Raw genomic sequence first — 5,149 nt, forward strand, 5'->3', positions numbered from 1 at the left:
CTCTACGGTCGTGTGCAGTGGACGATCAACGGTCCGAGGGGGTCCATGGTGTCCGGCGAGGCGCCCGGCAGCGCCAATGCCAGGCCGCAGACCGGGCAGCGGATGGCGGGCACCTTCCCGGCCGGGCCGCTGGTGCCGGTGCTGCTCGTCGCGGGTGCGGCCGCGCCGTACGCGGCGACCTATGTACTGGCGGCCCTGCTCGTGGCCTCGCTGCGGGTCGCGGGCCCCGAGCGCGGCATGCTGGGCCGGATCAGCTCCGCGTTCCGCACGCTCGCGACAGCGGGGGCGCCGCTCGGGGCGCTGCTCGGTGGTGCCTCGGCGGCCGCGTGGGGACTGAGCACCCCTGCGCTGCCGGCGGCCGGCCTGTTCAGCCTCGCCGTCGCGTCGCCGGCCCCTCAGATCAATTAGGTTGGTGGGGCAGCGGGGCACGCAGGCAGGTACGAGAAGAAGTGGGCTGATGTCCAGAATGAACGCAGAAAGCCGTACCCGGCTCAACCGGACGCCCGAGTGGGCCGCTCTCGGCAAGCACCGTGAGCAGCTGGCCGACACACATCTGCGGGAGCTGTTCGCCGCCGACGCCGACCGGGGCAGCCGGTACACCCTCCAGGTCGGCGACCTCCACCTCGACTACTCCAAGCACCTGGTGACCGACGAGACGCTGGCGCTGCTGCGCGAGCTGGCCGCGGCCACCGATGTCACGGGGCTGCGGGACGCCATGTTCCGCGGCGAGAAGATCAACGTCACCGAGCAGCGGGCCGTGCTGCACACGGCGCTGCGCGCGCCCCGTGACGCCGTCATCGAGGTCGACGGCGAGGACGTGGTGCCCGGGGTGCACGCCGTGCTCGACAAGATGAGCGCGTTCTCCGAGCGGATCCGCTCGGGCAGCTGGACCGGCCACACCGGAAAGCCCATCAAGAACGTCGTCAACATCGGCATCGGCGGCTCCGACCTCGGCCCGGCGATGGCGTACGAGGCGCTGCGCTCCTACACCGCACGGGACCTGACGTTCCGTTTCGTCTCGAACGTGGACGGGGCCGATCTGCACGAGGCGGTGCGCGACCTCGACGCCGCCGAGACGCTGTTCATCATCGCGTCCAAGACGTTCACCACGATCGAGACCATCACCAACGCGACGTCCGCCCGCGACTGGCTGCTCACCGAGCTGAAGGCCGGCCAGGACGCCGTCGCCAAGCACTTCGTGGCCCTGTCGACGAACGCCGAGAAGGTCGACGAGTTCGGCATCGACACGGCGAACATGTTCGAGTTCTGGGACTGGGTAGGCGGGCGTTACTCGTACGACTCGGCCATCGGGCTCTCGCTGATGATCGCCATCGGCCCGGACCGCTTCCGCGAGATGCTCGACGGGTTCCACCTCGTCGACGAGCACTTCCGCACCGCACCGCCGGAGGAGAACGCGCCACTGCTGCTCGGCCTGCTGGGCGTCTGGTACGGCGGGTTCTTCGACGCCCAGTCGCACGCGGTGCTGCCGTACTCGCACTACCTGAGCAAGTTCACCGCGTACCTGCAGCAGCTGGACATGGAGTCCAACGGCAAGTCCGTCGACCGTGACGGCAACCGCGTCGACTGGCAGACCGGACCCGTCGTCTGGGGCACGCCCGGCACCAACGGGCAGCACGCGTACTACCAGTTGATCCACCAGGGGACGAAGCTCATCCCGGCCGACTTCATCGGCTTCGCGCAGCCCGTCCCGGACCTGCTGCCGGGACTGGTCGCCCAGCACGACCTGCTGATGGCCAACTTCTTCGCCCAGACGCAGGCGCTGGCCTTCGGCAAGACTCCCGACGAGGTACGGGCGGAGGGCGTCGCGGAGGAGCTGGTGCCGCACAAGACGTTCGTGGGCAACCACCCGACCACCACGATCCTGGCAAACGAGCTGACCCCGTCCGTCCTCGGCCAGCTCATCGCGCTCTACGAACACAAGGTGTTCGTCCAGGGCGCCGTCTGGAACATCGACTCCTTCGACCAGTGGGGCGTCGAGCTCGGCAAGGTCCTCGCCAAGCGGATCGAGCCCGTCCTCACCGAGGGACGCGGCGGCGAGAACCTCGACAGCTCGACCGCCGCGCTGGTGGCCACGTACCGCTCATTGCGCTGGGGGTCCCCCCACGCCCCCAGGGCGTAGGGGGAGTTGATCCGATGACGGGGGAGGAGACCGTGCGGCTGCGGCCGCCGAACAACACGCTGAACGAACGGGCCGTCGGCTGGTGGCGGGTGCAGTGCCTGCTGACGACCGTCGTACCGGTGGCGGTACTCGGCCTGCTGGGGGCGTTCATCGCGCCCGCCAGGACCTGGCTGCTGGCGGCAGCCGGCGTCGTGGCGGCCCTCGGGCTGGCAGGCACGGTCTTCTTCCCCTCCTGGTGGTACCGGGTGCACCGCTGGGAGGTCACGGACGAAGCGGTGTACGTCCGGACCGGCGCCCTCTGGCAGGAGTGGCGGATCGCCCCCATGTCCCGGATCCAGACCGTGGACACCGTGCGAGGGCCCTTGGAGCAGGCCTTCCGGCTCGCCACGGTCACCGTCACCACCGCCTCCTCCAAGGGCGCGATCAGGATCGAGGGGCTGGACCACGAGCTGGCGGCGGAGCTGGCCGAGCAGCTGACCCGGATCACCCAGGCCACGCCCGGGGATGCCACATGAGCGACGGCTGGCTGCGGCTCGACCGGCGTACCGTCCTCGTCACGGCCGTGGTCCTGACCGGAGTCGCGGGCGGCGCCGGGCTGCCGGTCCTGTTCGGCCTCGCGGGCGGCATGCCGTGGTGGCAGGCACTCGGCTGGGTGCTGGCAGGCGCCGCCGTCCTCGTCGCGGGCGGCTCGGCCGCGGACTACGTACGGTGGCGGCGCACGCGGTACCGCATCGGACCCGAGCGCGCCGAACTCCACACCGGCCTGCTGCTGATAAAGCGCCGCTCGCTGGCCCGCGAGCGCATCCGCAGCGTCGATCTGACGGCCAATCCGCTGCAGCGACTGCTCGGTCTCGTCAAGGTACGGATCGGCACCGGAGAGCACACCGGCGGTGGGGAGTCCACGCTGGAACTCGACCCGGTCGCCAGGCCGGAGGGCGAGCGGCTGCGCCGTGAGCTGCTGGCCCGCGCCGCCGTCGTCGCCCCTGGCACCCACCGGGAGGGCGAGCTGGCCACCCTCGATTTCCGCTGGATCCGGTACGCACCGGTGTCGTTCGTCGCCCCGCTGCTCGGCGGAGCGGCCGCCGGTGCGGTGATGCAGGTCAGCGAATGGTTCGGCGCGCAGAGTGAGGTCATCGACTGGATCGCCGAGCAGTTCCGGGGCACCCCGGTCGTCTGGATCGTCGTCGTGCTGGCCCTCGGGGCCCTGGTCGCAGGAGTCGTCGGCGCACTCGGGCTCTGGGTCGAGATGTGGTTCAACTACCGGCTGGAACGGGAGCCGGGCGGCACCCTGCGGGTCCGCCGCGGACTGTTCACCGCCCGCTCGCTCTCCATCGAGGAGCGACGGCTGCGCGGAGTGGAGCTCGTCGAGCCCCTCGGTGTACGGATGTTCGGCGCGGCACGGGTGGACGCGGTCGCGACGGGACTCGTCCAGGAGCAGGACGACCAGCACGCCGACCACAAGACGCTTCTGCCGCCCGTGCCACGCTCCGTCGCCGACGATGTGACGGCGCTGGTGCTGCGCGAGTCCAGCCCGCCGACGAGCGTGGCGCTCACCGCTCATCCGCGCGCGGCACGCGCCCGCAGGCTGCGCTGGGCGCTCACCGCCGCACTCGTCCCGCTCCTCGTGCTCACGCTCCTGGGCCTGCTGGTCACGGACGTATTGTGGTACGTCGCGGCCGCATCCGCGGTGGTGTTCCTGCCGCTCGCGGTGCTCCTCGCACTGGACGCGTACCGCAGTCTGGGCCACGCCGTCGACGGCGACTATCTGCTCGCCCGCTCCGGGACCGTCCGGCGCGGGACGGTCGCGCTGCAACGCGGCGCAGTCATCGGCTGGACGCTCAAACAGTCCTGGTTCCAGCGCCGTGCCGGAGTCCTCACCCTGACCGCGACCACGGCGGCGGGCGACGGGGCGTACTCGGTGTACGACGCCGACGAGCACGAGGTCCTCGACTTCGCCTCCCGCGCGGTCCCGGGCCTGCTGGAGCCGTTCCTGGAGCGACCGGAACGCACGGTGTGAGGCAGTCCACTTCGGGAGTGGGAGTCGGTGCCTCGTTCCACCGCGATCATGACATGCATGACTTATGCCAACCGCCGCACCGTACTGGCCGGCCTCGCCGGCGCCGCACTCAGCGCCTCCGTACTCAACACCTTTGCCGCCGCCCCCGCGTACGCCGCCGACCTCTACGCGTCGAACACCGACCTCTACACGAAGCTCGCCGGCAAGGAGGGCACGGACTTCGCCCGGCGCTACAAGCGCCATGAGCTGTTCGACAACAGCGACAGCCTGAGATACCCGTTCAACCGCACCACGATCATGGCCCTCCACGGCGGCGGCATCGAGGGGGGCACGTCCGAGCTGTGCCTGGCGATAGCGGGCTACCACCCGGCCACGCTCGCCGTGCAGCCGGCGGGCGGCCCGGTCCACGACTACTGGATGTTCGAGGGTGTGCGCGCGTCCAACAACAGCGAGCTGCACGTCACCTCGACGAACAACGACGACCGCTCCGCCCTGTCCATGGCCGCGGGCAGCCTCAATGTGCTGAGTCTGCACGGCTGTACGGCGGCGCAGGCCGGTGCGTCCGCGGGAGTGCCCGAGGCAGTCGTCGTCGGCGGCCTCAACACCCACTTCAAGACGTATCTGCACGAGGAGTTCCAGGCCGCCGGGTTCCAGACCATCGACGGCTCGACGGTTCCCGCTCTCGCGGGCGAGGACCCTGCCAACATCTGCAACAAGACCCTGCTCGGCAAGGGCGCCCAGCTGGAGATGACCACCGAGCTGCGCCAGAGCATGTTCGACGCCGGCTACTTCACCCGGCTCGGACGGCCGACCCACACCAATGCCGTCTTCGACGCCTTCGTCGGCGCCGCCCGCAAGGCCATCGCACGCCTGGAGGCCCGCCCGGACCAGGTCATCCTCTGATCCGCTGACGATCCCCCGACGCCGAAGGCCCGGTTCGCCATGCGGGCGAACCGGGCCTTCGTACGACGGAGCCGACGACTCGTCAGGGC

The 5,149-nt window shown here is 70.6% G+C and carries 4 protein-coding genes and 1 pseudogene; all 5 read left to right on the plus strand.

Annotation, left to right across the window (positions count from 1 at the left end):
• Window positions 1–408, plus strand: a pseudogene (locus ACWGI8_RS38980) (MFS transporter); the annotation flags it as partial.
• A 58-nt stretch (window positions 409–466) separates the two neighbouring features.
• Window positions 467–2,140: a glucose-6-phosphate isomerase gene (gene pgi, locus ACWGI8_RS38985; protein WP_453668184.1), complete on the plus strand. Its 1,674-nt coding sequence runs from the start codon at window positions 467–469 to the stop codon at window positions 2,138–2,140.
• A 14-nt stretch (window positions 2,141–2,154) separates the two neighbouring features.
• Entirely contained in the window at window positions 2,155–2,655 is a 501-nt protein-coding gene (locus tag ACWGI8_RS38990; protein ID WP_453668181.1) for a PH domain-containing protein, read from the plus strand.
• Window positions 2,652–4,157 carry a PH domain-containing protein gene (locus ACWGI8_RS38995; protein ID WP_453668182.1) on the plus strand — a complete coding sequence of 502 codons (1,506 nt, stop codon included), beginning with the start codon at window positions 2,652–2,654 and terminating at the stop codon, window positions 4,155–4,157. The genes ACWGI8_RS38990 and ACWGI8_RS38995 overlap by 4 nt, the downstream gene beginning before the upstream one ends.
• 57 nt (window positions 4,158–4,214) lie before the next feature.
• The gene (locus tag ACWGI8_RS39000; RefSeq protein ID WP_453668183.1) at window positions 4,215–5,060 is read left to right on the plus strand and encodes a poly-gamma-glutamate hydrolase family protein; all 846 of its coding nucleotides are present in this window, start codon (window positions 4,215–4,217) and stop codon (window positions 5,058–5,060) included.
• Window positions 5,061–5,149: the final 89 nt, after the last annotated feature.

It is taken from the genome of Streptomyces sp. NPDC054841, assembly GCF_053611045.1.